The sequence below is a fragment of the Pseudomonas sp. SWRI22 genome (genome assembly GCF_014268395.2).
GTDB classification, from domain to species: domain Bacteria; phylum Pseudomonadota; class Gammaproteobacteria; order Pseudomonadales; family Pseudomonadaceae; genus Aquipseudomonas; species Aquipseudomonas paracarnis.
The window spans coordinates 1,262,975-1,287,457 of the sequence record NZ_JABWQK020000001.1; the positions used below are offsets into that span (position 1 = coordinate 1,262,975).

27 protein-coding genes and 1 tRNA gene are annotated in these 24,483 nt (G+C 60.1%); 13 read left to right on the top strand and 15 right to left on the bottom strand.

From position 1 onward, the window contains the following. Positions 1 to 69: 69 nt before the first annotated feature. Positions 70 to 291 carry a DUF3077 domain-containing protein gene (locus HU730_RS05415; protein ID WP_254914005.1) on the bottom strand — a complete coding sequence of 74 codons (222 nt, stop codon included), beginning with the start codon at positions 289 to 291 and terminating at the stop codon, positions 70 to 72. 440 nt (positions 292 to 731) lie between these two features. Here HU730_RS05415 and HU730_RS05420 point away from each other — a divergent pair, with 440 nt between their 5' ends. Further along, positions 732 to 971, top strand: a complete 240-nt coding sequence (locus tag HU730_RS05420) for a type II toxin-antitoxin system RelB/DinJ family antitoxin (RefSeq protein ID WP_014717442.1) — start codon at positions 732 to 734, stop codon at positions 969 to 971. After that, a complete protein-coding gene (locus tag HU730_RS05425) occupies positions 961 to 1,254 on the top strand; it encodes a type II toxin-antitoxin system RelE/ParE family toxin (protein WP_034126587.1) in 294 nt (97 codons plus the stop codon). Before HU730_RS05420 ends, HU730_RS05425 begins: the two co-directional genes overlap by 11 nt. Before the next feature lie 95 nt (positions 1,255 to 1,349). Here the strand turns inward: HU730_RS05425 and HU730_RS05430 are convergent. From HU730_RS05430 to dapA, 5 genes are all read right to left on the bottom strand, one after another. Further along, positions 1,350 to 1,439: transfer RNA gene (locus tag HU730_RS05430), tRNA-Ser, on the bottom strand. Between the two features lie 83 nt (positions 1,440 to 1,522). Further along, positions 1,523 to 2,236, bottom strand: a complete 714-nt coding sequence (gene purC, locus HU730_RS05435; protein ID WP_027604309.1) for a phosphoribosylaminoimidazolesuccinocarboxamide synthase — start codon at positions 2,234 to 2,236, stop codon at positions 1,523 to 1,525. Between the two features lie 27 nt (positions 2,237 to 2,263). After that, positions 2,264 to 3,022, bottom strand: a complete 759-nt coding sequence (locus HU730_RS05440; protein WP_034126580.1) for an MBL fold metallo-hydrolase — start codon at positions 3,020 to 3,022, stop codon at positions 2,264 to 2,266. Positions 3,023 to 3,026: 4 nt separating this feature from the next. Then, positions 3,027 to 4,142 (bottom strand): outer membrane protein assembly factor BamC, encoded by a 1,116-nt coding sequence (bamC, locus tag HU730_RS05445; RefSeq protein WP_032892980.1) that lies wholly within the window; start codon positions 4,140 to 4,142, stop codon positions 3,027 to 3,029. A 17-nt stretch (positions 4,143 to 4,159) separates the two neighbouring features. Then, complete coding sequence (gene dapA / locus HU730_RS05450) at positions 4,160 to 5,038, bottom strand: 4-hydroxy-tetrahydrodipicolinate synthase (RefSeq protein ID WP_054897607.1); 879 nt, start codon at positions 5,036 to 5,038, stop codon at positions 4,160 to 4,162. 262 nt (positions 5,039 to 5,300) lie between these two features. Here dapA and HU730_RS05455 point away from each other — a divergent pair, with 262 nt between their 5' ends. Next, positions 5,301 to 5,861: a glycine cleavage system protein R gene (locus HU730_RS05455; protein WP_003189463.1), complete on the top strand. Its 561-nt coding sequence runs from the start codon at positions 5,301 to 5,303 to the stop codon at positions 5,859 to 5,861. A 14-nt stretch (positions 5,862 to 5,875) separates the two neighbouring features. After that, the gene (locus HU730_RS05460) at positions 5,876 to 6,349 is read left to right on the top strand and encodes a peroxiredoxin (protein WP_060764416.1); all 474 of its coding nucleotides are present in this window, start codon (positions 5,876 to 5,878) and stop codon (positions 6,347 to 6,349) included. Between the two features lie 19 nt (positions 6,350 to 6,368). Here the strand turns inward: HU730_RS05460 and HU730_RS05465 are convergent, their stop codons facing one another. Further along, on the bottom strand, positions 6,369 to 6,608 hold the full coding sequence (locus tag HU730_RS05465; protein ID WP_014717366.1) for a sulfurtransferase TusA family protein: 240 nt from the start codon (positions 6,606 to 6,608) through the stop codon (positions 6,369 to 6,371). Between the two features lie 95 nt (positions 6,609 to 6,703). Between HU730_RS05465 and HU730_RS05470 the strand changes: the two genes are divergently transcribed. Then, positions 6,704 to 8,137, top strand: coding sequence for a M48 family metalloprotease (locus tag HU730_RS05470; RefSeq protein WP_186526602.1), 1,434 nt, complete (start codon positions 6,704 to 6,706; stop codon positions 8,135 to 8,137). A 68-nt stretch (positions 8,138 to 8,205) separates the two neighbouring features. On the opposite strand, the gene HU730_RS05475 is transcribed toward HU730_RS05470, so the two are convergent. The 4 genes from HU730_RS05475 to rpoE all read right to left on the bottom strand — a co-directional run bounded on the left by HU730_RS05475 (position 8,206) and on the right by rpoE (position 12,054). Further along, positions 8,206 to 9,642 (bottom strand): DegQ family serine endoprotease, encoded by a 1,437-nt coding sequence (locus tag HU730_RS05475; protein ID WP_014717365.1) that lies wholly within the window; start codon positions 9,640 to 9,642, stop codon positions 8,206 to 8,208. A 234-nt stretch (positions 9,643 to 9,876) separates the two neighbouring features. Continuing rightward, positions 9,877 to 10,836 carry a MucB/RseB C-terminal domain-containing protein gene (locus tag HU730_RS05480; protein ID WP_186526601.1) on the bottom strand — a complete coding sequence of 320 codons (960 nt, stop codon included), beginning with the start codon at positions 10,834 to 10,836 and terminating at the stop codon, positions 9,877 to 9,879. A gap of 16 nt (positions 10,837 to 10,852) precedes the next feature. After that, positions 10,853 to 11,440, bottom strand: a complete 588-nt coding sequence (locus HU730_RS05485) for an RseA family anti-sigma factor (protein WP_034126575.1) — start codon at positions 11,438 to 11,440, stop codon at positions 10,853 to 10,855. A gap of 32 nt (positions 11,441 to 11,472) precedes the next feature. Further along, positions 11,473 to 12,054: an RNA polymerase sigma factor RpoE gene (gene rpoE / locus HU730_RS05490; protein WP_003172477.1), complete on the bottom strand. Its 582-nt coding sequence runs from the start codon at positions 12,052 to 12,054 to the stop codon at positions 11,473 to 11,475. A gap of 460 nt (positions 12,055 to 12,514) precedes the next feature. Between rpoE and nadB the strand changes: the two genes are divergently transcribed. After that, complete coding sequence (gene nadB / locus HU730_RS05495) at positions 12,515 to 14,131, top strand: L-aspartate oxidase (RefSeq protein WP_057975663.1); 1,617 nt, start codon at positions 12,515 to 12,517, stop codon at positions 14,129 to 14,131. On the opposite strand, the gene HU730_RS05500 is transcribed toward nadB, so the two are convergent. Continuing rightward, positions 14,100 to 14,546: a protein YgfX gene (locus HU730_RS05500; RefSeq protein WP_034126566.1), complete on the bottom strand. Its 447-nt coding sequence runs from the start codon at positions 14,544 to 14,546 to the stop codon at positions 14,100 to 14,102. The genes nadB and HU730_RS05500 overlap by 32 nt on opposite strands. Then, complete coding sequence (locus HU730_RS05505; protein ID WP_003189444.1) at positions 14,530 to 14,784, bottom strand: succinate dehydrogenase assembly factor 2; 255 nt, start codon at positions 14,782 to 14,784, stop codon at positions 14,530 to 14,532. Before HU730_RS05505 ends, HU730_RS05500 begins: the two co-directional genes overlap by 17 nt. Positions 14,785 to 14,924: 140 nt before the next feature. Between HU730_RS05505 and HU730_RS05510 the strand changes: the two genes are divergently transcribed. Beyond that, positions 14,925 to 15,866 carry a folate-binding protein YgfZ gene (locus HU730_RS05510; protein ID WP_034126565.1) on the top strand — a complete coding sequence of 314 codons (942 nt, stop codon included), beginning with the start codon at positions 14,925 to 14,927 and terminating at the stop codon, positions 15,864 to 15,866. 35 nt (positions 15,867 to 15,901) lie between these two features. Continuing rightward, positions 15,902 to 16,723 carry an HDOD domain-containing protein gene (locus tag HU730_RS05515; RefSeq protein WP_034126564.1) on the top strand — a complete coding sequence of 274 codons (822 nt, stop codon included), beginning with the start codon at positions 15,902 to 15,904 and terminating at the stop codon, positions 16,721 to 16,723. Here the strand turns inward: HU730_RS05515 and HU730_RS05520 are convergent, their stop codons facing one another. Then, entirely contained in the window at positions 16,724 to 18,109 is a 1,386-nt protein-coding gene (locus HU730_RS05520; RefSeq protein WP_003189439.1) for a sensor histidine kinase, read from the bottom strand. It abuts the gene before it with no gap. Further along, on the bottom strand, positions 18,102 to 18,773 hold the full coding sequence (locus tag HU730_RS05525) for a response regulator (protein ID WP_014717358.1): 672 nt from the start codon (positions 18,771 to 18,773) through the stop codon (positions 18,102 to 18,104). Before HU730_RS05525 ends, HU730_RS05520 begins: the two co-directional genes overlap by 8 nt. A 235-nt stretch (positions 18,774 to 19,008) precedes the next feature. Here HU730_RS05525 and HU730_RS05530 point away from each other — a divergent pair, with 235 nt between their 5' ends. The 5 genes from HU730_RS05530 (at position 19,009) to HU730_RS05550 (ending at position 24,471) form a co-directional block, all read left to right on the top strand. After that, positions 19,009 to 20,301 carry an OprD family porin gene (locus HU730_RS05530; protein ID WP_060764412.1) on the top strand — a complete coding sequence of 431 codons (1,293 nt, stop codon included), beginning with the start codon at positions 19,009 to 19,011 and terminating at the stop codon, positions 20,299 to 20,301. Positions 20,302 to 20,329: 28 nt separating this feature from the next. Continuing rightward, positions 20,330 to 21,319 carry a tripartite tricarboxylate transporter substrate binding protein gene (locus HU730_RS05535; protein ID WP_161793218.1) on the top strand — a complete coding sequence of 330 codons (990 nt, stop codon included), beginning with the start codon at positions 20,330 to 20,332 and terminating at the stop codon, positions 21,317 to 21,319. A gap of 147 nt (positions 21,320 to 21,466) precedes the next feature. Further along, positions 21,467 to 21,925 carry a tripartite tricarboxylate transporter TctB family protein gene (locus tag HU730_RS05540; RefSeq protein ID WP_003189430.1) on the top strand — a complete coding sequence of 153 codons (459 nt, stop codon included), beginning with the start codon at positions 21,467 to 21,469 and terminating at the stop codon, positions 21,923 to 21,925. Position 21,926: 1 nt separating this feature from the next. Then, positions 21,927 to 23,441: a tripartite tricarboxylate transporter permease gene (locus HU730_RS05545; protein ID WP_003189428.1), complete on the top strand. Its 1,515-nt coding sequence runs from the start codon at positions 21,927 to 21,929 to the stop codon at positions 23,439 to 23,441. Next, positions 23,434 to 24,471 carry an AbrB family transcriptional regulator gene (locus HU730_RS05550; RefSeq protein WP_186526600.1) on the top strand — a complete coding sequence of 346 codons (1,038 nt, stop codon included), beginning with the start codon at positions 23,434 to 23,436 and terminating at the stop codon, positions 24,469 to 24,471. Before HU730_RS05545 ends, HU730_RS05550 begins: the two co-directional genes overlap by 8 nt. Positions 24,472 to 24,483 lie beyond the last annotated feature (12 nt).

Here is a 24,483-nt window from a genome sequence, read left to right on the forward strand (position 1 = left end):
GTTGTAGGCGCAAAAAAGCCTGCTGAGCGTTGAGTTCAGCAGGCTTTTTTCGTTTCAGGGAGCAGGTATTTATTTGGCCGTGGGGAAGTCATGCTCGAGGACAGCATCCACCAAGGCTTGCGCGTTCTCGATCAATTGAGCCAGGGCCATGATCACGGGCGACTTCGTGCTGACTGGATCTTCGGCGCATTGGTAGGCGGATTGAAGGGCGGATGAGAGGGTTTCGGTGGCGTTTATAAGGGTTTCTTCGGTGCCGACATCATCGGCTACGCAAAAGATTTTTGCGTGCATGCCCTCCGGTAGAATCAGCGGTGATCTTATTCATGATGTAACCCCAGCCAACGCAACCCTGCACGAAAACTGCCGAACCTGCACAACGTAAGCACCTGTTTCGGAAAAGCTTGGTAACCAGAATCCCCACCAGGAACCTTGTGTGCATAAGCCTGCAAGCTAGCCTCAAAAGGTCGTCGCCGTGGCGACATACTGTCAAGGGTGCTGATATGCCAACGAGATATCGCGATGCGGTCACTGGTGAATACGTAACAGAGCAAGAGGCGAAGAGAAGACCAAGGGAAACGGTGAAGGAAACCGATAAAAAGCGCCCGGCAAAGCCGACGGCCAAGAAGTAGGATTAACAGATGAGAGCGACTGCCGTATGTCCAGACAGACTTGCCAATGAAACCCGATTGCTCCAATGTAATGACCAACGTCATTACACAAGGAGCTATCCCTTGGCATCTATCAACATCCGTATCGATGACGACCTGAAAGCTCGTGCCTACCTAGAGCTGGAGAAACTCGGTGTCACACCTTCTGAACTGATACGTCAGGCGTTGCAATATGTTGCCGAACGCGGCCAGTTGCCATTTAAGCCTGTGCTGATGACTGAAGAGGATGAAGCCTTGATGGCGACCGTACGTGAGCGTCTTGCATCGCCTCAACGCGTAAGGGTTTCTTTGGATGACCTATAGCCTTGATTTTGATGCGCGTGCATTGAAGGAATGGCAGAAACTCGGCGACACCCTCCGTCAGCAACTCAAGAAGAAGCTGGTCGAAGTCCTGAACAACCCACGTATTGAGGCTAACCGCCTACATGGGCTGCCTGACTGCTACAAGATCAAACTGCATAGCAGCGGATACAGGCTGGTGTATCAAGTGATAGATCAGGAAGTTACGGTGTTCGTGGTCGCCGTCGATAAGCGTGAACGAGATCAGGCTTATCGCAAAGCGTCTGAGCGCCTTGTTCAGCGTTAGGCAGGACTACAACAATTCCCTGAAGCAGCCGTTAATAAAGGCTGAAAACGAAAAAGCCCCGCAGCTTATTCAGCTACGGGGCTTTTTCTATGTAATGGCGGAGAGATAGGGATTCGAACCCTAGGTACCGGTGAAGGTACAACGGATTTCGAATCCGTCCCATTCGGCCACTCTGGCATCTCTCCAACGGCGCGCATCATAACAGCATGATTGATGGATGCAAAGCGCCGAAGCGATTTTTTTCCGTGCTATCAGATGCTTGCGTCGATTACAGCGGTACGCCGAGGCGCTTGGCGACTTCTTCGTAGGCTTCGATCACGTCACCGAGGCCCTGACGGAAGCGGTCTTTGTCCATCTTCTTCTTGGTGTCCTTGTCCCACAGGCGGCAGCCATCCGGGCTGAACTCGTCGCCCAGGACGATGGAGCCGTCGTGGAACACGCCGAATTCGAGCTTGAAGTCCACCAGCAACAGGCCGGCGTCGTCGAACAGCTTGCTCAGCACGTCGTTGACCTTGAGGGACAACTCCTTCATGCGCGCCAGTTGCTCAGCGGTGCCCCAGCCGAACGCCACGACGTGGGATTCGTTGATGAACGGGTCGCCCTTGGCGTCGTCCTTCAGGAACAGTTCGAAGGTGTAAGGGTTGAGCTTGAGACCCTCTTCCACGCCCAAACGCTTGACCAGGCTGCCGGCGGCGTAGTTACGCACGACGCATTCCACCGGGATCATGTCGAGCTTCTTGACCAGGCACTCGTTGTCGCCCAGCAGTTTGTCGAATTGGGTCGGGATACCGGCCGCTTCGAGTTTCTGCATGATGAAGGCGTTGAACTTGTTGTTCACCATGCCTTTGCGATCCAGCTGTTCGATGCGCTTGCCGTCGAACGCCGAGGTGTCGTTGCGAAACAGCAGGATCAGGCGGTTGGCGTCGTCGGTCTTGTACACCGACTTGGCTTTGCCGCGGTAGAGTTCTTCACGTTTTTCCATGATGGGCTCCGCTTTGAGTAAGGTGGGCTAGGCGATGTGTCGCCAGTCGAGCCCTGAATCTTGATCGGCCAGTTGCAGCCAGTCCGGGTCGCACCCTAAGGTGTCGACAAAACATTGCCGGGCAAGCGTCGGCAGGTTGTTCTTGCTGCTGAGGTGAGCCAGGACCAGGTGTTGCAGGTCTTGCCAGCCCAACTCATACACCAGGTATGCGGCCTGGTGGTTGTTCAAATGTCCCAGCTCGCCGCCCACCCGTTGCTTGAGAAAGTAAGGGTAGTGACCGCGTGCCAGTAGATCCCTGCAGTGGTTGGACTCGATCATCAAGGCATCGAGGTCCCGGTAACTGTCCAGCACCCTGGCGCAGTAGGAACCCAGGTCGGTCAGCACGCCGAAACGCCGCTGGCCGTCACTGAATACGTATTGCGTGGGCTCCTGGGCATCGTGGGCAACCGCGACGACATTGATGCTCAGGGCACCGATTTGCAGTTGCTCGCCACCGGCCAGAAAACCTGCCGGCTCAATGGGTTTGCGCATCCCGCGCAACGTGCCACGACTCAAGTACACCGGCAGATTGTAGCGCCGAGACAGCAAACCCACGCCATGCACATGGTCGGCATGTTCGTGGGTTACCAGAATCGCGCTCAGTTGCGTGGGGTGAACCCCCAGGCGCAACAGGCGCCGCTCGGTTTCCCGCAAGGAGAAACCACAATCGACCAGCACGTACGTGTCATCATGGGCGACCAGCGTACCGTTCCCTTGGCTACCGCTGCCGAGAACGGCAAAACGCATCGGATCAGCCCAGGTTGTCTTGAATCACGCCCAACACTTTGCGCGCTGTTTCAGCTGGCGCGACGGTGTTGATGTTCTTCTCGACGGTGACTTGCACGCTTTCGCCCACCTTGCTCAAACGAACCTGGTAACGCTCGGCGCGGGTTTCGATCTCTTCCTTGGTCGGCGCGCTGCCGAACAATTTGCCGAAGAAACCTGGCTCGTCGTCTTTCTTCTCGGCCTTTTCAGCCACGTTGATGTAGTACAGGCCCAGGCTGCGGTTGATGTCTTCAACGCGCCAAGGGCCCTGCTCCAACGCGCGGCCAACACTAGCCCAGGCGCGGTCGAGGTCTTCACCCAGGTTCAGCACGACGTTGCCGCTGCCGTCTTCGGTGAGGCTGACGCGGCTAGGGGTGTCGTAATCACGGGCGGCGAGTAAGGATACGGAACCGCCCTTCTCGGAGATACGGCTCATGCTGGCCAGCATCTCGTCGACCAACGCGGCGTCGACACCGGTGTTGACCGAGCGCGGGGTGAAGTCGACGTCAGCCGTGCTGCCGGCAGGCCGCTCGGCGCTGACGACATAGACTTCGCTGGTGTTGCGCTGCACGCCAGGCTCGATGCGCACACGCACACGGGCTTCGCTGTCGGCGGCTACACCGCCCGCCAGCAGGCGCTGGGCCATGTTGGCGGACAGCTCGCGACCTTGCTGCCACGCGGTGGTGAACTCACCGGTCTGCGGGCGTTGCTGGTCGAGGCGGAAACCGTTGTCCTGGAAGAACTGCACCGCCACCGGCCAGACTTCGGCAGGCGGACGCTGAGCCACGATCCAGCGGTTGTCGCCGCTTTTCTGCAGGCTGTAGTCGCTGGCATCGGCCACGGCCATGATCGGCTGTGGGCGTGGCACTACGTACTCACCCTTGACCGTGTCGTCGGCGACGTTGCGTGGAATCGGCAACAATGGGTCAAGGCGCTTGGCGACATTGACATCAGGCGGCAGTTGCATCGGTTTGGTTGCTTGCGCTTCCAGGTAATCGCTGCCGCGGTCACGGAAGTAGCCTTCCGGGCCCCATACCCAACCGCAGCCACTGGTGCTGGAGATAATCAAGGCAAGTGCGGAAAGTCCGGCCAATCGCTTCATGCGTAGTGCTTCCTCAATTAAACCAGGACGCCGGACTGGCGCAGGGCCTGTCGCAGCGGTTCGTGACAGGCTTCGCTGAGGGGGGTGAGCGGCAGACGGATACCGTCCGGCATCAGACCCATCTCAAACAGCGCCCACTTCACGGGAATAGGATTGGATTCGATAAACAGTGTCTTGTTGAGCGGCATCAGCTTTTCGTGGATGGCGCGAGCGGTGGCTGCATCGCCCGCGATGGCGGCGGCACACATATCACTCATGGCGCGCGGGGCCACGTTGGCGGTCACGGAGATATTGCCCTTGCCACCCAGCAGGATCAGCTCGACAGCGGTGGCGTCGTCACCGGAATACACCAGGAAGTCGCTGCTCACGCCGGCCAGGATGTCCTTGGCGCGCTGCAGGTCGCCAGTGGCTTCCTTGATGCCGATGATGTTCGGCACGGTGGACAGGCGGATCACGGTCTCGGCCTTCATGTCGCACGCGGTGCGACCCGGTACGTTGTAGAGGATCTGCGGGATCTGCACGGCTTCGGCGATGGCTTTGAAGTGCTGGTACAAGCCTTCCTGGGTCGGCTTGTTGTAGTACGGGGTTACCAGCAGGCAAGCGTCGGCGCCAGCCTTCTTGGCGTTCCTGGTCAGCTCGATCGCTTCACGCGTCGAGTTGGCGCCCGTACCGGCGATCACGGCAATGCGGCCCGCAACGCGCTTGACCACGAACTCGATCACCTGGATGTGCTCTTCCACATCGAGGGTGGCCGATTCACCTGTGGTGCCGACCGCCACAATGGCGTTGGTGCCCTCTTGCAGGTGGAAGTCCACCAGTTTGCCCAGGCTGTCCCAGTCGAGACGACCTTGTGCATCCATGGGTGTGACCAGTGCCACCATACTGCCCGCAATCATGCAACCGCTCCTGCCGGAAAAAGAGAGCCGTAATGGTACTGGCGCCAAGATGCTTGTACAAGCGAAGTACCGCGTGAGGATGCGTTCTGGCGCAACTAAACGTCGGGCAATGACATCATCGGGCCAAAGCACCGCCCGAAGCCGGCTGATCACGCAATGAAAACGCCACCTCCTAGCCCTTGGCGACGCTTTTCGCTACCCTTGATCCTTTGATCGATACAGCCCACACGGTATCGACCGCTCATCGCTTTAGGAAGGCTGCATGTCCACCCCCACAGTTCGCGAACAATTCCTTGTTATCAGTGCCCTCGGCGCCAACCCCATGGAGCTGACCAACGTCCTGTGCCGCGCCAGCCATGAGAACCGCTGCGCCGTCGTGACCTCCCGCCTGACCCGCCACGGCGAGTGCAGTGCGCTGGTCCTGCAGATTTCTGGCTCCTGGGATGCCTTGGCACGCCTTGAAACCGGCCTGCCGGGCCTGGCCAAAAAGCACGACTTTACCGTCAACGTGGTACGCAGCGCCGCCCTGGAAAATCGCCCACAGGCTTTGCCTTACGTGGCCTACGTCAGCTCGGCCTACCGTTCGGACATCGTCAACGAGCTGTGCCAGTTCTTTATCGACCATAACGTCGAGCTGGAAAACCTGACCTGTGACACCTACCAGGCGCCACAAACCGGCGGCACCATGCTCAATGCCACCTTTACCGTGACCTTGCCGGCCGGCGTACAGATCAGTTGGCTGCGCGACCAGTTCCTCGATTTCGCCGATGCCCTGAACCTCGACGCCTTGATCGAACCATGGCGCCCACAGAACCCCATGTAAGGAAGTACCTCTCTATGCCGGTAGCCATCGACACATCCGTGGCCGATTTCGAGGCCCAGGCCACCAGCGGCCAGACCTTCAGCCTCGCGGCCCTCAAGGGCAAGCAAGTGGTGATCTACTTTTACCCGAAGGACAGCACCCCAGGCTGCACTACCGAAGGCCAAGGCTTTCGTGACCAGTACGCCGCATTCAAGGCCGCCAATACCGAAGTGTTCGGCGTGTCGCGTGACAGCGTGAAGTCCCACGAGAACTTCAAGGGCAAACAGGCATTTCCTTTCGAGCTGATCAGCGATAAGGACGAAGCGGTCTGCCAGCTGTTTGATGTGATCAAGTTGAAGAAGCTGTATGGCAAGGAATACCTGGGTGTGGATCGCAGCACATTCCTGATCGACAGCCAAGGAGTGCTGCGTCAGGAATGGCGCGGAGTGAAAGTGCCGGGGCATGTTGATGCCGTGTTGGCGGCAGCGCAGGCGCTGAATAAGGCCTGATTCTGCGTCGAAAAGGCCCTCAGGCCTTGCGCAACCAATAACGGTACACACCCTCGGCGGCGTCTTCATGCTCCAGGGTGTGGCCGGCCAGCTTGGCAAAGGTGCGAAAATCACGCTGGGAGCCGGCGTCGGTGGCAGTCACCTTGAGCACGGCACCGCTGGCCATTTTATTGAGCTCCAGCTTGGCCTTGAGCAACGGCAAAGGGCAGTTAAGACCGCTGGCGTCGAGTTCGGCGTCACAGGCTACAGCGTCGGTCATGGTGCTACTCCAGGCAAACATTCGGGCCGCTTAGAATATCTGGTCCCAAGCTCAGTGTCCGGCTACAGTAAGCTCTTTGTCGAAAGGCTTTGTGCATGACTTTTTTGCGCCCTACCCTGCTGACGCTGGCCTGCCTGCTGGCCTCCCCGGCCTTTGCTGACGACCTGCCGTCACTTGGTGACGCCAGCTCTGCCATAGTCTCGCCGCAACAGGAATACCAATTGGGCCGCGCCTGGCTGGCCTACCTGCGCGGCCAGGTTTCGCAACTCAATGATCCGCAACTCAAGGATTACGTTGAAACCAGCGTGTACAAGCTGGTGGAGACCAGCCAGGTCAATGACCGGCGCCTGGAATTCATCCTGATCAACAGCCCACAGCTCAACGCCTTTGCGGCTCCCGGTGGGATCGTCGGGGTCAACGGCGGCCTGTTTCTCAATGCACAGACCGAAGGCGAATACGCGTCGGTACTGGCCCACGAACTGGCGCACTTGTCCCAGCGTCACTTCGCCCGAGGCGTGGAAGCGCAATCACGCATGCAACTGCCGATGATGGCCGCCCTGCTTGGCGGCATTATCGCCGCCGCTGCGGGTGCCGGCGATGCCGGTATCGCCGCGATCGCCGGCTCACAAGCCGCCGCGATCCAGGAACAGCGCCGCTTCTCTCGCCAGAACGAGCAAGAGGCCGACCGCATCGGCATCCTCAACCTGGAGAAAGCCGGCTACGACCCGCGCTCCATGCCCACGATGTTCGAACGGCTGATGCGCCAATACCGCTTCGACGCCAAGCCACCGGAGTTCCTGCTGACTCACCCGGTGACTGAATCGCGTATCGCCGACACCCGCAACCGCGCCGAACAAGCCAAACCTGGCGGCAAGGAAGACAGCCTGCGCTATCAACTGATTCGCGCACGGGTGCAGCTCAAGTACGAAGACACACCAGGTCTGGCCGCCAAGCACTTCCAGGCGCAGCTGGATGAGAACCCTAAAAATGACGTTGCGCGTTATGGCCTGGCCATCGCTCAGATCAAGGGTACTCAACTCAAAGAAGCGCGGGAAAGCTTGGCGCCGCTGTTGGCCAAGGCGCCCAATGACATTACCTACAACCTGGCCCAAATCGAACTGGACATCACCAGCAACCGCATGCCGGATGCGCAGCAACGTACCGACCGCATGCTCACCCAGTACCCCAGCAACTATCCGCTGAACCAGGTGCGGGTAGACCTGCTGCTTAAACAGAATCGTACCGCCGATGCAGAAAAGGCACTGGATGGGCTGCTCAAGTCGCGACCGGACGATCCGGACGTGTGGTATCAGGTCGCCGAGACTCGCGGCTTGTCCGGCAACATCATTGGCCTGCATCAGGCTCGCGCCGAATATTTCGCATTGGTGGGGGATTTCCAGCAAGCCATCCAGCAATTGGACTTTGCCAAGCGGCGCGCCGGCAATAACTTCCCGTTGTCCTCACGCATCGACGCCCGTCAGCGCGAACTGATCGAACAAGAGCGTTTGGTGAAAGGCATGATGAGCTAAACCCGGCGCCCACAAAAAAGCCCCGCTGCCGTTAACTGGCAGCGGGGCTTTTTTATAGGTCTAGCGGATTACTCGGCCAGTTTGAAGGTGATGAAGCTGGCACGGCCTTGACGCAGGACGCGCATCGACACCGAGCGATTCTTCGGCAACGCCTTGGCGATGTCGGCGAATTCCTTGGTGGTATCGATTGCCTGATTGTTCAAGTGGGTGATCACGTCACCCGGTTGAAGGCCGATCAAGGCGGCTGGGCCGTCCTGAACTTCCTTGATCACGACACCGCTTTGCAGGTCGAAGGTTTTCTTCTGCTCGGCGGTCAGTTCAACGACGGCGATACCCAAGCGGTTACTGCTGCGCTCGGCGCCTGGCTTGGCGTTGCCCAGGGCGTCCAGGGTCGCGCCTTCTTCCGGAATTGCCCCAACGGTCAGTTCGACGTTCTGGCGCTTGCCATCACGAATCACTTCCAGCTTGGCTTTGCCGCCGGCCTTGAGCGCGCCGACCAAGTGAGGCAAGTCCGCCGACATGATGATCGGCTGGCCGTTCATGCTCAGAATTACGTCACCGACTTTCAGGCCGCCCTTGGCCGCAGGGCCATTGTCCTGAATCTGCGCAACCAGGGCACCGGCCGGCTTGTCGAGACCGAAGGACTCAGCCAGGTCCTTGTTCACTTCCTGGATTACCACACCCAACCAGCCGCGGCTGACCTTGCCGCCGCTTTTGAGCTGATTGGAGACGTCCATGGCCACATCGATCGGGATCGCGAAGGACACGCCCATGAAGCCACCGGAGCGGGTGTATATCTGCGAGTTGATCCCCACCACTTCGCCGGCCAGGTTGAACAGCGGACCACCGGAGTTGCCCGGGTTGATCGGCACGTCGGTCTGGATGAACGGCACGTAGTTTTCGTTTGGCAGGCTGCGACCAATGGCGCTGACGATGCCTTGGGTAACGGTATGGTCAAAGCCGAACGGCGAACCGATCGCGACCACCCACTGACCGGCCTTCAGGTCCTGGGACTTGCCCAGTTTAAGCACCGGCAAGTCCTTGCCATCGATTTTGAGCAAAGCCACGTCGGAACGTGGATCGGTACCAATCAGCTTGGCCTTGAGTTCACTGCGGTCGGCCAGGCGCACGAGAATCTCGTCGGCATCGGCAATCACGTGGTTGTTGGTGAGGATGTAGCCGTCAGGCGAAATGATGAAGCCGGAGCCCAGGGACTGGGCTTCGCGCTGACCACCGCCGCCACGAGGAGAGCGAGGTTGCGGCATCCCGCGTTCGAAGAACTCGCGCAACATGGGCGGCAAGCCTTCCAGGTCGGGCATCTGCTGGTTCGAGACTTTGCGATCCGGCAGCTTCTGCGTGGTACTGATGTTCACCACGGCAGGCGAGGCCTGCTCCACCAGTTGGGTGAAGTCAGGCAGCTCGACCGCTTGCGCAGGTAAGGCCTGGCCCAGCACCAGCACTGTGGCGACTATGGATAAGTAAGACTTCAAACGTGGTATCGACATACAGCTCCCGTTACGACGAGCAGGGTTAAGCGACAGGGTTCAATAAACGCCGGATACTGCGAGCGGCATTTTTGTTCCGCGAACAAACAAGGCCAGAGCCATCAAACCCTGACCTATAAAAAACATGGGAAGTTTTTGCAAGTGAAAATGCTGATCCAGAGATTTCATACGCCCAGCACCCAACGAAATTCGGGCCCAGATTGATAGACCAGGATGAACATAAGATTAACAATCTCAGGGCTTGGCGGCGGCCTTTTCACCACGCACCGACAACGCGATGCGCTCAGCAGTGCCAATGGGAATTTCGCCCACCACCGTGACCATCATTTCGCCATCTACCGTATTCAAACGCCGGGATACTGCCACGGTCGGCCCAAGCTGAGCGCGGGTTTCATTCACATCGGCGCCGTTGGCTGACTCAAGAAACACCGAAAAACGCGCGAGCCCATCGTCATACATCAGGCTGTCGACGGTAGATTTCGTTTGGGCATCTTTGCGCGTAGCGCTGCTGATCTGTTGGAAACCAGGCGGTAGCCAGTCCAGATGCCACTTTTGCGTGGCAGACAGCTCAGGTGCTTTAGCGGCGGACATCGTTACCGGCGAACAGTCGCCGCTGGGCTGCAAGTCCTGGTCAGAAGGAATGGCCGAAGCATCCAGACGGGTGAACTGAAAACGCTCCAACAACTGCCCTTGGTCATTCAGCAGCAAGGATTTAAGCGGCAGCGCAGTTTCACGGTCCAGGTGTAATTCAAACCCATAACGGTAGGGATCACGGGGGCTGATCGACACAATCACCGCATGACGACCGGCCACGCGCGATTTGCCAATAACGGCCAGGTCATAGAATGAAGTGAGTTTTTTTGGATCAAGAATACGCGAGGGTGCCTCAGGTGACTGACCGAGACCAACCGCCAACGTGCCACTGACACATTGTGCCCGACCATCAACCCTGACCGCTTCCTGGGCGGAGCCGTCAAGTTGCAACAAGCGCTCACGAACATGACCATTCTGGACACGGTGCCAGATGTCATGGGTAGAAAAACTGCCGTTACGTTCGTAGACAAACGTACCTTCAAAGCTTTGCTGCTGCTCTGCACGCCCAAGTCGAATCAGCCAGTCTTGGGCTTCATCGGCATGGGCGGATAGTGCAAACCAACTACTGAGCAAAAGCGTAAGGAGCGGTATGGCGCGCATAGGGCTCCTTAGCGAATCAGCGGTTTTCCTGGCTTGCTGCACGAGCGTATGGCAGAGCGCTGTCAGTGCCTTTGGCAGCCGATTCCTGCGCATGTTGACGCAGGTAGCCTGGAAGGCGCTGATCCTGCCAGCCGGATTGCCCCTGAAGTACACCATTAGCCATAGGGCCGGTGGTATCAGTGCTTTCCTTGTAGCCAGCCAGCACGGCCGGACCTTTGACTTGCGGACCGGCCATGACCGGTTGCTGAGTCTGTTGGGCCAGCTCGTTGCCTGCGATCTCGTCCTGGTTGTACAGGCGAACACCTGCCAACACAGCAACGGTCACCGAAGCGGCCACTGCCAGACGACCCAGGCTGCGCCACGGACCACGCGAGGCTTTTGCCGGAACGGCTTCATCAGCCAGTGCAGCAGAAACGGCCGCAGCAATATCCAGACGAGGGATTAGGAGATCCTTGTGCATCACCGCCCGAGCGACTTGGTAACGAGACCAGGTATCACGGGTTTCGGCGTCATCAAATGCGTTGAGCACTCGACGAAGTTCCAGTTCATCCGCTTCGTTATCCATCACTGCGGACAGCGATTCCTGCAGGGCATCACGACTCATGGCGGTTCCTCTCTTGGCTGTCGCCGCTGTCTTTAGTTTTCCTGCAACAACGGTTGCAAGGCTTTGTCGATGGCTTCCCGGGCCCGGAAAATCCGCGACCTCACAGTCCCCACCGGACATTGCATGACGCTCGCAATGTCTTCGTAACTCAGACCATCGAATTCACGTAAAGTTAACGCCGTACGCAAATCTTCTGGCAGTTGCTGAATAGTGCGATGGACGGTGCCTTCGATCTCGTCGCGCAGCAATGCACGCTCCGGCGACTCGAGATCTTTGAGGCCGTGATCACCATCGTAGAATTCAGCATCTTCTGAACTGACATCACTGTCTGGTGGGCGGCGACCGCGTGACACCAGATAGTTTTTCGCCGTGTTGATGGCGATGCGGTATAGCCACGTGTAAAACGCACTGTCACCGCGGAAATTTCCAAGTGCACGGTAAGCCTTGATAAAGGCTTCCTGCGCAACGTCCTGCGCTTCATGGGTGTCGTGCACAAACCGCACGATCAACCCGAGAATTTTGTGCTGGTATTTCAGCACTAGCAGATCAAATGCTCGCTTATCACCGCGCTGTACGCGCTCGACCAGCTGCTGATCCTCTTCCTGGGTTAGCATGAACACTCCTCGTTGTACTTGAAGGAGGCTTGCATAACTAAACGATCAGGCTTGCAAACATAGACTCGGGCTTTTCGCAAAAGTTCTCCCCCTTCAAGCAAGTTTCCGGCATGCACTGATTTGGCACACACGAAAAACGCAGCACGGTCGGTGCCGGCTGCGCGAATAATCTTGTCGCCGGTTTCGTGACGCGTCCAATGCTCCCGACGGGCCAATAAACTCAACGTTTTCCCAGCTTTCGGGCAACCTGCTATTGAGTCGGGGCTTATGCAAAAAGTTCCCGTCCCGCCAACCGGCCGTTTCCCAAAGCTGCGCAGCATAATCTCACAATGCCACGAAGGCGTGGCTATTGTGCCGCTCCACCCCTCTATATACTAGTGGCCCGTGTGACCCTTTGATTCGCCGATCCAGGCGTCCTGTTTGCGCCCCCCTTTGGATCGCTTTTTGCGGAATCCGTCAAATGAGCCAACAGTTTCAACACGATGTCCTCGTAATCGGCAGCGGCGCCGCCGGCTTGAGCTTGGCCCTGACCCTGCCCAGCCATTTGCGTATAGCGGTTTTGAGCAAAGGCGACCTGGCCAACGGCTCGACCTTCTGGGCTCAGGGCGGCGTTGCTGCGGTGCTGGACGACACAGACACCGTGCAATCCCACGTCGAAGACACCCTTAACGCCGGCGGTGGCCTGTGCAACGAAGACGCCGTGCGCTTCACCGTCGAGCACAGTCGGGAAGCCATCCAATGGTTGATCGACCAAGGTGTACCCTTCACCCGCGATGAACATGCCGGCAGCGACGACGGTGGCTTTGAGTTCCACCTGACCCGCGAAGGCGGCCACAGCCATCGCCGAATCATTCACGCTGCCGATGCCACCGGGGCCGCGATTTTCAAGACCCTGCTCGACCAGGCCCGCCAACGTCCAAATATCCAATTGCTGGAGCAGCGCGTCGCCGTCGACCTGATCACCGAAAAACGCCTGGGCCTGCCGGGCGAACGCTGCCTGGGCGCCTACGTACTCAACCGCACCAGCGGTGAAGTCGATACCTATGGCGCACGCTTCACCATTCTTGCCTCGGGCGGCGCCGCCAAGGTCTACCTCTATACCAGCAACCCCGACGGTGCCTGCGGCGACGGCATTGCGATGGCCTGGCGCTCGGGCTGCCGGGTCGCCAACCTGGAGTTCAACCAATTCCACCCCACGTGCCTGTATCACCCGCAGGCCAAGAGCTTCCTGATCACCGAAGCCCTGCGCGGCGAAGGCGCACATTTGAAGCTGCCCAATGGCGAACGCTTCATGCAGCGCTTCGACCCACGCGCCGAACTGGCACCACGCGATATCGTCGCCCGCGCCATCGACCACGAAATGAAGCGCCTGGGTATCGACTGCGTGTACCTGGACATCAGCCACAAGCCCGAAGCCTTCATCAAGACCCACTTCCCGACCGTCTACGAACGCTGCCTGACCTTCAATATCGACATCACCAAGGGCCCGATCCCCGTGGTACCGGCCGCGCACTACACCTGCGGTGGCGTGATGGTCGATCAGCATGGCCGCACCGACGTGCCGGGCCTGTATGCCATCGGCGAAACCAGCTTCACCGGCCTGCACGGCGCTAACCGCATGGCCAGCAATTCATTGCTTGAATGCTTCGTGTATGCGCGCTCGGCGGCAGCGGACATTCTTGAACAACTGGCGCGCATCCCGGTACCGGCCGCCCTGCCCCGCTGGGACGCGAGCCAGGTCACCGATTCGGACGAGGATGTGATCATCGCCCACAACTGGGACGAGCTGCGGCGCTTCATGTGGGACTATGTGGGCATCGTGCGCACCAACAAACGCCTGCAACGGGCGCAACATCGGGTGCGCTTGCTGCTGGATGAGATCGACGAGTTCTACAGCAATTATAAGGTCAGCCGCGACTTGATCGAGTTGCGCAACCTGGCCCAAGTGGCCGAGCTGATGATCCGGTCGGCCATGGAGCGCAAGGAAAGCCGCGGCCTGCATTACACCCTCGACTACCCACAGATGCTGCCCGAAGCCCGGGACACTATCCTGGTGCCAACCACCTACGGCGGCTGAACTTCAGGCGTACCCGCAGGCGCCGGTGCACATCGGCGGCCTGCGCATCCTTTGCCACGCAGATGGACCGCACTCGCCGTTCACCCTGCACTCGGTAACGCAACACCACGATCAGCGGCAACGCCAGGCTGTCGGGCCGCAGCTGCACTGGGTGCCACCCGCGTGCGGCGCTCCATAATTGCCAACCATCGTCGTCACGGCGCAGGCCACGAATCGACGAACGGTGAGTGAGTAGGATTTGCCGCGGCAATACCCAGGCACAATGAGCCAGGCATAGCAGGATGCCAAGGCTTGAATAAGGCAGGTCGAGAGCCAGCAGGCTGCCCAGTGCGACCAGCTGGGCAAGCACATAGGCCGCCAGCAACAGCCGCGAGGCCTGCCAGCGGCATTCGAAACGATTACTTGGGCTGGACACGATCCAGGATCATCCGAACCATGCGCTGCAGCTCCGGGTCTTCGGATTCGGCGCGCTCCATGAACCAGCCAAACATGTCCTGGTCTTCGCACTCGAGCAACCTGACGTAGAGGTCGCGGTCCACCTGATTGAGCGTCGCGTACACCTCTTTGGTGAAAGGCACCAGCAACACATCCAGCTCCAGCATGCCGCGACGGCTGTGCCAGTAGAGGCGATTGATTTCTACATCTTCGACCATGGAGCCCTCCTAAAATAGAGCGCAAGTATACAGCCCCGACGACACTGGAACAGTCGGCTTTGGTCGCCCTATATGGAAACTATGCATTTGCCGGACGCCCCTCTATGATGCACCCATGACTTTTTGACCTGCGATGACCCATGGCTGACTCCGCTTTTTTCTGCTCCCTGTCCCACGAAGGCGTTCTCGCCGTCCGCGGCTCTGATGCTGCCAAGTTCCTGCAGGGCCAACTGACCTGCAACCTCAATTACCTGAGTGATACCCAGGCCAGCCTGGGCGCGCGCTGCACGCAAAAAGGCCGGATGCAGTCGAGCTTCCGCATCCTGCTGCAGGGTGATGGCGTGCTCCTGGCCATGGCCACCGAGTTGCTTGACCCGCAGTTGGCGGATTTGAAAAAGTACGCGGTGTTCTCCAAATCCAAGCTCACCGACGAAAGCGCTGCCTGGGCGCGCTTCGGCCTGGCGAACGCAGACGCGGCCCTGAGCGCCCTGGGCCTCGCGCTGCCGGTCGAGACCGATAGCGTGGCGCGCAACGAGGCATCGATTGCCGTCCGCGTTTCCCCGGGCCGGGCCGAACTCTGGGTACCTGCCGAACACGCCGACGCCGTGCGCAGCCAATTGGCCGCGCAGTTGCAACAGGCTGACTTGAATGCCTGGTTGCTTGGCCAGATCCGTGCCGGTATCGGCCAGGTGATGCCCCAGACGCGCGAGCTGTTCATTCCGCAGATGCTCAACCTGCAGGCTGTGGGCGGCGTCAGCTTCAAGAAAGGCTGCTACACCGGCCAGGAAATCGTCGCGCGCATGCAGTACCTGGGCAAACTCAAGCGGCGCCTGTATCGCCTGAGCCTGGAGGCCAACGAGCTTCCCGAGCCAGGCACTCCGTTATTTTCCCCGAGCCATAACAGCGCGATCGGCGAAGTGGTCATCGCAGCAAAAGCCGACCAGTCGATTGAACTTCTCGCCGTGCTGCAAGCCGAAGCTGCCGACAGTGGCGACGTGCGCTTGGGCGCCCTCGAGGGCCCGGGCTTGAATCTGCTTGACCTACCCTACCAACTGGACCGTGACCGCGAGATCCAGCGTTAATCGCCGTACTTTTTGCAGCACCCTAGAGAGCATGAATGAACAAGCTGGCGGAAAAAGTCCAACAAGCGTTGGTAACGGCCATCGACAACGATGACCTGGTTCTGCCGACATTGCCGGAGGTGGCCCTGAAAATTCGCCAGGCCGCCGAAGACCCGGACATCAGCATCAGCCACCTGAGCAAAGTGATCAGTCGTGACACGGCCCTGTCGGCGCGCCTGATCAAAGTGGTCAACAGCCCGCTGCTACGGGCCAGCCAGGAAGTCACCGACCTGCACACCGCCATCACCCGGCTCGGTACCAACTACAGCAGCAACCTGGCTATCGGCCTGGTGATGGAGCAGATCTTCCACGCCCGCTCAGAGGTGGTCGAACAGAAAATGCGCGACGTGTGGCGCCGCAGCCTGGAAGTGGCGGGCGTGAGCTACGCCTTGTGCCGTCGCCACAGCCAGCTCAAGCCAGACCAGGCGGCCCTGGGTGGCTTGGTGCATCAGATAGGCGTGCTGCCGATCCTCACGTATGCCGAGGATCACTATGAGCTGCTGGCCGACCCCGTCAGCCTCAACCACGTCATCGACAGCATCCACCCGGTGCTGGGGGACAAGCTGCTGCGGGTCTGGGACTTCCCTGAGATGCTGGTGAACGTGCCGGGCCAATACCTGGACCTGACACGCGACTCTGCAAGCCTGGACTACGTCGACCTGGTGCAGGTCGCCGCGCTGTACTGCCACCGCGGCACCGACCACCCCCTGGGAACCGTGCCGATTACCGCCTTGCCGGCCCTCATGAAGCTGCGCATAGACCTGCACAGCGACGCCCTGCGCAGCGAACTGGACGAAGCGCGGTCGATGTTTTACTGATCAACCCGCGATAAAACTCACGCGCACCTTAAGCCCCGCCAGCTCGCCATCATGCAAGCTGATCTGCGCCAGGTGCGCACGGCAAATCTCCCCGACAATCGCCAGCCCCAAGCCCGACCCCATGCCCTGCTGGCTGCGTCGATAAAAGCGTTCGAACACCCGGTCCCGCTCATCCAGTGGGATGCCAGGGCCGTCATCCTCGACTTCCAGCACCGCCGGGGCCGTCACTCGCAAAATCACATTGCCGCCAGGCGGGGTATGGGCCAAGGCGTTATCCACCAGGTTGCTGAGCAGCTCATTCAACAGCGTTGGTTCGCCGCGCAGCCATACCGGCTCGTCGGCCTCCAGTGCCAGGGCCACGCCCCGCGCGTGGGCCAGCGGCGCCATGGCCATACCGAGCTCACGGGCCAATTGGCTTAAATCGAGCAGTTGCGCACCGCCTTCGGCAATGGCGCGGGCACCGTTTTCGATGCGGGCCAGGGACAACAATTGATTCGCCAGGTGCGTCAGGCGGTCGGTGCCCTGGGCGGCCGTTTCCAGGGTGCTGCGCCAGGTGGCCGGTTCTTCGGCACGCAGGCCCAGTTCCAGCCGGGCCTTGAGCGCCGCCAGGGGCGTGCGCAGCTCGTGGGCAGCGTCGGCAATAAACTGCGCCTGGCGCTCGAACTGCCCGCGCAAACGTTCGGTGAAATGGTTGAGCGAGCGCACCAGTGGGCCGAACTCATCCTGAACTTCCACTAATGGCAGAGGCCGCAGGTCATCAGGCTGGCGCTCTTCCACCGCCGTACGCAGGCGTTCCAGCGGGCGCAGTGCGGCGCTCACCGCGAACCACACCAGCAATAACGCACCGATGGCGAGCATGCCCAGACGCAGCAGTGTATCGGCCATCAGGCTGCGGGCCATGGCCACCCGGGCTTCGTCGGTCTCCGCAACACGAATTTCGGCCATGCCGTTCATGTTCGGTTCCGAGACGGCCTTGAGCAGGCTCACCACGCGCACATGCTGGCCCAGGTACATGGCGTTATAGAACCGCGCCAAGGCTGGATAATCGTCGGTGCGGGGCGTGCCAGGCGGCGGGCCAGGCAGGTTTTCGTAACCGGAAATCAGCTTCTGATCAATATCATTGACCTGGTAATAAATGCGCCCGGCACTGTCGTAGGCAAAGGTGTCCAGGGCCACATAGGGCACATTGGCGCTGAGGGTGCCGTCCACCTGGGTCAAGCCGGCGGCAATGGTGCGTGCCGAGGCCAGCAGCGTGCGGTCATAAGCGGTGTCGGCGGCTTCGCGACCGTTCCAATAAGCGCTCATGCCGCTGGCGAGCATCAACAACACCAGCAATAACGCAAGGTTGCACAGCAAGCGCCAGCGCAGGCTGCTGGGCTTATGCATCACGGGCTTCCAGCAAATAGCCAAGGCCCCGGAAGGTGACGATGGCGATGGGTTGGCCATCGAGCTTCTTGCGCAGACGATGCACGTAGATTTCGATGGCGTCGGGGCTGGCCTCCTCGTCCAGGCCGAATACCTGGGACGCCAATTGTTCCTTGCTCATCACACGCCCCGGCCGGGCGATCAACGCTTCGAGCACCGCTTGTTCTCGGGAGGTCAAGGTCATCAGCTCGCCTGCGACCGTGAAGCGCCGGGTGTCGAGGTCGTACACCAGCACACCGCAGGTTTGCTGACGCTCGCCGCCCAGCACGCTGCGCCGCAACAGTGCCTTGACCCGTGCTTCGAGTTCCGTGAGTTCAAACGGTTTGGCCAGGTAGTCATCGGCGCCCAGGTTTAGGCCGTGCACGCGGTCTTTTACATCACTGCGAGCAGTCAGCATCAGCACCGGCAGGTTTTTTCCACGTGCCCGCAAACGTGCGAGCACCTCGAAACCATCCAGGCGCGGCAACCCTACGTCCAAGATCACCGCGGCGTATTCCTCGCTGCTCAAGGCCAGGTCCGCCGCCACGCCGTCATGCAACACATCAACGGTCAAACCCATGCTCTTGAGCGCTTGGGCCACGCTTTCGGCGAGCTGCAAATGGTCTTCAACCAGGAGGACACGCATGGATTTCTACCTCGTTCAGGGGTGGTCGACGCCACGCTTTGCCCGGCAGTTTACAGCCGCAACCTGGCCTGTGAAGCCCGAAAACATTGAAAGGCGATTGAAAGGTTAGTGAAAGCTTCGCCCTTTAGCATCCAACCATGGTGGTCTATGCCCGCCGAGTTGCCTGACCCGTAGCGCCCGAAAAACGCCTCGAAGCGTTTTCGCCAGAATAAGAACAATAACGGAGTACACCACGATGCTGTCGACCCAGCCACAGGCTTGCCCGCCTGTTCGTTCTTCCCGCCTGACCCACACCGCCCTCGCCAGTGCCGCTGCCCTTGCCGGCTTTTCGCCGCTCAGCCAGGCTGCCTTCTTCGAAGACAGTAGCGCGACCCTGGAAACCCGCAACATGTACTTCAACCGCGACTTTCGCGACGGTACGAGTGCCCAGCAATCCAAGCGCGACGAATGGGCCCAGGGCTTCATGCTCAACGTGCAATCGGGCTACACCGACGGCACCGTCGGCTTTGGCGTGGATGCGCTGGGCATGCTCGGCGTCAAGCTCGACTCCAGCCCCGACCGCACCGGCACCGGCCTGCTGCCGACCCACGATGACGGCCGCGCCGCCAACGAGTACTCCAAGCTGGGCCTGACCGGCAAAGTGAAAATCTCCGCCACCGAGCTGAAGATCGGCTCGCTGATCCCCGAACTGCCGATCCTCAAGCCCAACGACGGGCGCATCCTGCCGCAGACCTTCAACGGTGGCTTGATCACCTCCAAGGAATTCAAGAACCTGGTATTCACTGGTGGTCGCCTGGACAAAGCCAAGGACCGCGACGACACCAACTACGAAGACATCGCGCTCAATAACAAGAACAGCCGCTTCCTCAGCGGTGCCACCGGCAAGCACTTCAACTTCGGCGGCGTCGACTACAAGTTCGCCGACAAGATCACCGGCAGCTACCACTTCGCCCAACTCGACGACGTGTATCGCCAACACTTCCTCGGCATGGTCGCCTCACGCCCGATGGGCCCTGGCACTTTCGCCGCCGACCTGCGACTGGCAATCAGCGATGACACCGGCTCGGCCCGCGGCGGCAATATCGACAACACGTCCCTCAACGGCTTGTTCAGCTATGCCCTCAATGGCCATAAGCTCAGCGCCGGCTACCAGCACATGTCCGGCGACAGCGCCTTCCCGTATGTGGATGGCAGCGACCCGTACCTGGTCAACTTCGTGCAGATCAACGATTTTGCCGGCGCCGAAGAACGCTCCTGGCAGGCACGCTACGACTACGACTTTGCCAAGCTGGGCATTCCTGGCTTGAGTTTCATGAGCCGTTACCTCTCGGGTGACAACATCAAGCTCAAGAACGGCGAGACCGGCAAGGAGTGGGAACGCAACAGCGAGATCAAATACGTGGTGCAAAGCGGCACGTTCAAAGATGTGGCCGTGCGCCTGCGTAACGCCACCTATCGTTCCAACTATTCGGCCCGTGACGCAGATGAAATGCGCTTGCTGGTCAGCTACAGCGTCGCACTTTGGTAGTAACCCCCTCATAACAAAAACGATGGAGATCACCATGACCCTTTCACTGCGTAAATTTGCCCTCGCCGCTGGCTGCATGCTGTTCGCCGGCCAACTGCTGGCCGCCGACGAACCCAAGCGTCCGGAATGCATCGCCCCGGCCTCCCCAGGCGGCGGTTTTGACCTGACTTGCAAACTGGCGCAAAGCGCGCTGGTGAACCAAAAGCTGCTGACCAAGCCGATGCGTGTGACCTACATGCCAGGCGGCGTGGGCGCGGTAGCCTACAACGCGGTCGTCGCCCAGCGCCCTGCGGATGCGGGCACGTTGGTCGCCTGGTCGAGCGGTTCGCTGCTGAACCTGGCCCAGGGCAAGTTCGGCCGTTTTGATGAAAGCGCCGTGCGCTGGTTGGCGGCAGTGGGCACCAGCTATGGCGCCATCGCGGTGAAAAGCGACTCGCCCTACAAGACCCTCGACGACCTGGTCAAAGCCCTGAAGAAAGACCCAGGCAGCGTGGTGATCGGCTCCGGCGGCACCGTCGGCAGCCAGGACTGGATGCAAACCGCACTGATCGCCAAGGCCGCCGGGATCAACCCGCGCGAACTGCGTTACGTCGCCCTTGAGGGTGGCGGTGAAATCGCTACGGCTCTGCTGGGGGGGCATATCCAGGTGGGCAGTACCGACATCTCCGACTCCATGCCGCATATCCAGAGCGGCGATATGCGCCTGCTGGCGGTGTTCTCCGAGCAACGCCTGGATGAGCCGGAAATGAAGGATATCCCGACCGCCAAAGAGCAAGGCTACGACATCGTCTGGCCGGTGGTGCGTGGCTTCTACCTGGGGCCAAAGGTCAGCGATGCCGACTACGCCTGGTGGAAAGACGCCTTCGACAAACTGCTGGCTTCCGAGGAGTTCGCCAAGCTGCGTGACCAGCGCGAGCTGTTCCCGTTCGCCATGACGGGCCAGGAGCTGGACACCTACGTGAAGAAACAGGTGGCTGACTACAAAGTGCTGGCCAAAGAGTTCGGCCTGATCCAGTAATCGCCCCTCTTTTGTGTAATGCCCCTGTAGGAGCGAGCGTACTCGCGAAGAACCCAAGGACATCCACGTGCGTCCAGAGAGCACGCGTTATCGTTGACGTTTTTCGCGAGCAAGCTCGCTCCTACAAGAGGGGCCTTGGAGTTTTCTATGCTCTTACAACGCATTTTCGCTGCCGTGCTATTGCTGGCCTGTATCGGCCTCGCGCTGATGGCCTGGCCGTATCAGGCGGCTTTTTCCTACGAACCCGTAGGGCCAAGAGCCTTCCCCCTGCTGTTGCTCGGGCTGATGGGCCTGGCGCTCATCTACATGATGATTCGCCCGCAGGCGACCAAACACACTGACGATGAACCCGCGCTGGATCAACCCACGTTGATCAAGATCGGCATCTGTGTGGCCCTGCTGCTGGTGTTTGCCGGCACATTCGAATCCTTGGGTTTCATTCTCAGCAGCATGCTGATCGGTATTCCGATGGCACGGCTGTACGGCGGCCGCTGGTTGCCCAGCGTGGTGATCATCACCTTGATGAGCGTCGGTCTTTATCTGCTGTTCGATAAAACCATGGACGTACCGTTGCCCCTCGGCCTGCTCGACGTTCTGGAGAACTGATATGGATACTTTTGGCTATTTGGGCCAGGGTTTCGGCGTTGCGCTGAGCCCCTATAACCTGGTGACCGCGTTGTGCGGCACCCTGATTGGCACCGTGGTCGGCCTGTTGCCGGGCCTGGGCCCGATCAACGGCGTGGCACTGCTGATCCCCATCGCCTTCGCCCTGGGCTTGCCGCCAGAGTCGGCGCTGATCCTGCTGGCAGCCGTGTACCTGGGCTGCGAATACGGCGGCCGCATCAGTTCGATTCTGTTGAACATCCCGGGCGAAGCCTCCACCGTCATGACCACCCTCGACGGCTACCCGATGGCCCGCAAAGGCCTGGCTGGCGTGGCACTGTCATTGTCGGCCTGGAGTTCGTTCATCGGCGCGTTTATCGCCACCTGCGGCATGGTGCTGTTCGCCCCGCTGCTGGCCAAGTGGGCGATTGCGTTCGGCCCGGCGGAATATTTCGTCCTGATGGTGTTTGCGATTGTCTGCCTGGGCGGCATGGCCGGTGACAAACCGCTGAAGACGTTTGTTGCCGCGCTGATCGGCTTGTTCCTCTCTTGCGTGGGCATCGACGCCAACAGCGGTGTGTACCGCTTTACCGGCGATAATATTCACCTGACCGACGGTATCCAGTTCGTGGTCCTGGTGCTCGGCCTGTTCTCCATCAGCGAGATCCTGCTGCTGCTGGAAAAAACCCACCGTGGCCAGGAAGCAGTGAAAGCCACCGGGCGCATGATGTTCAACGCCAAGGAAGCCTTGTCGGTGCTCACTGTGAATCTTCGTTGCGGCGTGTCGGGCTTTATCATCGGCGTGTTGCCGGGCGCTGGTGCAACCATGGCCTCGGCCGTTGCCTACATGACCGAGAAACGCATCGCAGGCGCCAGCGGCAAATTCGGTCAGGGCGACATGCGCGGCCTGGCCGCCCCAGAAACCGCGATCGGCGCATCGGTCTGCGGCGCCATGGTACCCATGCTGACCCTCGGCGTTCCTGGCTCGGGCACCACGGCGGTGATGATCGGCGCCCTATCGCTGTACAACATCACCCCCGGCCCACTGCTGTTCCAACAGCAACCGGACATTGTCTGGGGCCTGATCGCCTCGTTGTTCATTGCCAACATCATGCTGGTCGTGCTCAACATCCCGATGATCCGCATCTTCACCCGTATCCTCGCCGTGCCGAACTGGGCGCTGGTGCCGGTGATCGCCATCATTACCGCGATTGGCGTGTACGCCGTGCATGCCACCACCTTCGATCTGTTCCTGATGATCGCCATCGGCATCTTCGGCTACATCCTGCGCAAGCTGGACTTCCCGCTGTCACCGCTGCTGCTGGGCTTTATCCTCGGCGGCCTGATGGAGCAGAACCTGCGCCGTGCGCTGTCGATCTCCAACGGTGCGCTGGAAATCCTGTGGTCGAGCCCGATCACCTTTGGCGTCTGGGTGCTGACCGCAATCATGCTGCTTGTACCGCTGCTGCGTATCTGGCGTAAACGCGTGCAACAGCGTCGTGCCCTGGCCGATGTCTGAGGTCACCTTTAAACATTGGTGGGGAACACCGCTGGTCGGCCTGGCCGGCGGTTACCTGGCCAGCCTGGTCGGCTGGCCTTTGCCGTACATGGTCGGCTCGTTGCTGGCGATCATCCTGGTGCGCTGCCTGACGCCCTGGCAATTGGCAGAGATTCCCGGCGGGCGCAAATGCGGCCAATGGGTGGTGGGCATCGGCATCGGCCTGCACTTCACCCCGGTGGTGATCGAGCAGGTGATGAGCCACTTCGGCCTGATTTTCTTCGGTGCACTGGTCACCAGCTTGTCGAGCGTGGTGGGCGTGTGGTTGATGCGCCGCAGCGGTGAAGACCGCGCCACGGCGTTTTTCTCCAGCATGCCGGGCGGTTCCGGGGAGATGGTCAACCTCGGCGCCCGCAATGGCGCGGTGCTCAGCCGGGTTGCGGCCGGGCAAAGCCTGCGTGTGCTGGTGGTGGTGCTGTGCGTGCCAGCGATCTTCAAATATTTGCTCGGAGGCGGCGCGCCGCAGTTCCATCCGGCGCCCGTGGACTGGGCGTGGCTGGCCGTGCTGTTTCCGGTGGGTGCGCTGGTTGCCTGGGGCTGGCAACGCTTGCGCCAACCCAACCCTTGGCTGTTCGGGCCATTGCTGGTGAGCGCGATCGCCAGTGTGACCTGGGATTTACACATCGGCCTGCCAGACGGCGGCAGTCAGATCGGCCAATGGTTGATCGGCAGCGGTTTGGGCTGCCACTTCAATCGGCAGTTCTTCCGTCGCGCGCCATCGTTCATGGGCCGCACCTTGATTGGCACGGCATTGACCATGCTGCTGGCGACGTTAGCGGCGGTGGGCTTGAGCGCCCTCACTCACCTCGACCTGCGATCACTGACGCTGGGCATGATGCCAGGCGGTATCGCTGAAATGAGTCTGACAGCTGAAACCCTGCAGCTGTCGGTGCCCTTGGTGACGGCGATGCAGGTGATGCGCTTGTTGTTCGTGCTGTTTTTGGCCGAGCCTTTGTTTGGGCACTGGAACCGTCAGCCAGCCCCCCGCTAAAACCTCCCACAT

What these genes read in the sequence shown, in the direction of transcription:
- HU730_RS05415 (WP_254914005.1), bottom strand. Translation starts at nt 291, where the DNA reads ATGCACGCAAAAATCTTTTGCGTAGCCGATGATGTCGGCACCGAAGAA.
- HU730_RS05425 (WP_034126587.1), top strand. Translation starts at nt 961, where the DNA reads ATGACCTATAGCCTTGATTTTGATGCGCGTGCATTGAAGGAATGGCAG.
- purC (WP_027604309.1), bottom strand. Translation starts at nt 2,236, where the DNA reads ATGGAAAAACGTGAAGAACTCTACCGCGGCAAAGCCAAGTCGGTGTAC.
- HU730_RS05440 (WP_034126580.1), bottom strand. Translation starts at nt 3,022, where the DNA reads ATGCGTTTTGCCGTTCTCGGCAGCGGTAGCCAAGGGAACGGTACGCTG.
- bamC (WP_032892980.1), bottom strand. Translation starts at nt 4,142, where the DNA reads ATGAAGCGATTGGCCGGACTTTCCGCACTTGCCTTGATTATCTCCAGC.
- dapA (WP_054897607.1), bottom strand. Translation starts at nt 5,038, where the DNA reads ATGATTGCGGGCAGTATGGTGGCACTGGTCACACCCATGGATGCACAA.
- HU730_RS05455 (WP_003189463.1), top strand. Translation starts at nt 5,301, where the DNA reads ATGTCCACCCCCACAGTTCGCGAACAATTCCTTGTTATCAGTGCCCTC.
- HU730_RS05460 (WP_060764416.1), top strand. Translation starts at nt 5,876, where the DNA reads ATGCCGGTAGCCATCGACACATCCGTGGCCGATTTCGAGGCCCAGGCC.
- HU730_RS05465 (WP_014717366.1), bottom strand. Translation starts at nt 6,608, where the DNA reads ATGACCGACGCTGTAGCCTGTGACGCCGAACTCGACGCCAGCGGTCTT.
- HU730_RS05470 (WP_186526602.1), top strand. Translation starts at nt 6,704, where the DNA reads ATGACTTTTTTGCGCCCTACCCTGCTGACGCTGGCCTGCCTGCTGGCC.
- HU730_RS05475 (WP_014717365.1), bottom strand. Translation starts at nt 9,642, where the DNA reads ATGTCGATACCACGTTTGAAGTCTTACTTATCCATAGTCGCCACAGTG.
- HU730_RS05480 (WP_186526601.1), bottom strand. Translation starts at nt 10,836, where the DNA reads ATGCGCGCCATACCGCTCCTTACGCTTTTGCTCAGTAGTTGGTTTGCA.
- HU730_RS05485 (WP_034126575.1), bottom strand. Translation starts at nt 11,440, where the DNA reads ATGAGTCGTGATGCCCTGCAGGAATCGCTGTCCGCAGTGATGGATAAC.
- rpoE (WP_003172477.1), bottom strand. Translation starts at nt 12,054, where the DNA reads ATGCTAACCCAGGAAGAGGATCAGCAGCTGGTCGAGCGCGTACAGCGC.
- nadB (WP_057975663.1), top strand. Translation starts at nt 12,515, where the DNA reads ATGAGCCAACAGTTTCAACACGATGTCCTCGTAATCGGCAGCGGCGCC.
- HU730_RS05505 (WP_003189444.1), bottom strand. Translation starts at nt 14,784, where the DNA reads ATGGTCGAAGATGTAGAAATCAATCGCCTCTACTGGCACAGCCGTCGC.
- HU730_RS05510 (WP_034126565.1), top strand. Translation starts at nt 14,925, where the DNA reads ATGGCTGACTCCGCTTTTTTCTGCTCCCTGTCCCACGAAGGCGTTCTC.
- HU730_RS05515 (WP_034126564.1), top strand. Translation starts at nt 15,902, where the DNA reads ATGAACAAGCTGGCGGAAAAAGTCCAACAAGCGTTGGTAACGGCCATC.
- HU730_RS05520 (WP_003189439.1), bottom strand. Translation starts at nt 18,109, where the DNA reads ATGCATAAGCCCAGCAGCCTGCGCTGGCGCTTGCTGTGCAACCTTGCG.
- HU730_RS05525 (WP_014717358.1), bottom strand. Translation starts at nt 18,773, where the DNA reads ATGCGTGTCCTCCTGGTTGAAGACCATTTGCAGCTCGCCGAAAGCGTG.
- HU730_RS05530 (WP_060764412.1), top strand. Translation starts at nt 19,009, where the DNA reads ATGCTGTCGACCCAGCCACAGGCTTGCCCGCCTGTTCGTTCTTCCCGC.
- HU730_RS05540 (WP_003189430.1), top strand. Translation starts at nt 21,467, where the DNA reads ATGCTCTTACAACGCATTTTCGCTGCCGTGCTATTGCTGGCCTGTATC.
- HU730_RS05545 (WP_003189428.1), top strand. Translation starts at nt 21,927, where the DNA reads ATGGATACTTTTGGCTATTTGGGCCAGGGTTTCGGCGTTGCGCTGAGC.
- HU730_RS05550 (WP_186526600.1), top strand. Translation starts at nt 23,434, where the DNA reads ATGTCTGAGGTCACCTTTAAACATTGGTGGGGAACACCGCTGGTCGGC.